The 863-nt window shown below is 43.9% G+C and carries 1 protein-coding gene; it reads left to right on the top strand.

What is annotated here, in order from left to right; all coding sequences use genetic code 11:
- Positions 1-126 precede the first annotated feature (126 nt).
- On the top strand, positions 127-863 hold a 737-nt coding region (locus A3766_RS02975; protein WP_068641641.1), incomplete at its 3' end, for an MOSC domain-containing protein.

Raw genomic sequence — 863 nt, 5'->3', positions numbered from 1 at the left:
TCTTTGAGTGGTAGTTTTAACCAGGCTATGGCAGAGCGAGTTGGGTGTAATCGCTTGCTATCCAAATTTCAGCCTGATGAGCTTGCAACAGCTGTTCTTGACTACGTCAAAGAACAGGCTTCTTAAATGTCTGAATATAAAATTTCCGCTTTGAATATTCATCCGGTCAAATCTCTTGGTCCGGTATCCTTAAGTGAAGTTGAAATTGATCGCTTTGGTTTGCGTTTTGATCGACGTTTTATGTTGGTGGATGATGCCGGGCGATTTATTACTCAGCGAAAATATAGCGCCTTAGCCAAAGTTTCTGCAAGCTTTGATGGTAGTACTTTAAATATATCGGACGAGGGCATTCCTGAGGTCAGTTTTTCGCTAAGTGAGTTTTCTAAAGAAGCTGATGTATGTGTCTGGTCTGATGAAGTGGGTGCGCTCACCGTACAAGACCGCCGGACACAAGTTATTTCAGACTATTTGGGGGTGAATGTGGCTTTGGCCTATATGCCTGACTCAACTTTTCGCCAGGTCGACCGTGAGTTCTTTGCAGAGAGCCAGCAAGTTAGCTTTGCTGACGGTTTCCCGATTTTATTGACTAACCAGGCCTCATTAGATGACCTGAATAGCCGCTTGGAAGTTCCTGTTGGCATGAACCGTTTTCGGCCGAATATTGTGCTTGAAGGCGATATCCCTTTTCAAGAAGACTCGTGGAAGCGTATTGCTATCGGTGAGATAGAGTTTGCATTAGTTAAGCCATGTAGCCGCTGTATTATGACTTGCATTGATGAGCATGGCGAGATTGGCAAAGAGCCTCTAAAGACGCTAGCTAAGTATCGAAAAAACGATTTTGGTGTTTGTTTCGGACAGAATAT

Source organism: Oleiphilus sp. HI0132, assembly GCF_001635845.1.
The sequence above is the reverse complement of the archived record's forward strand: the minus strand, read 5'-3'. Positions and strand labels throughout refer to the sequence as shown.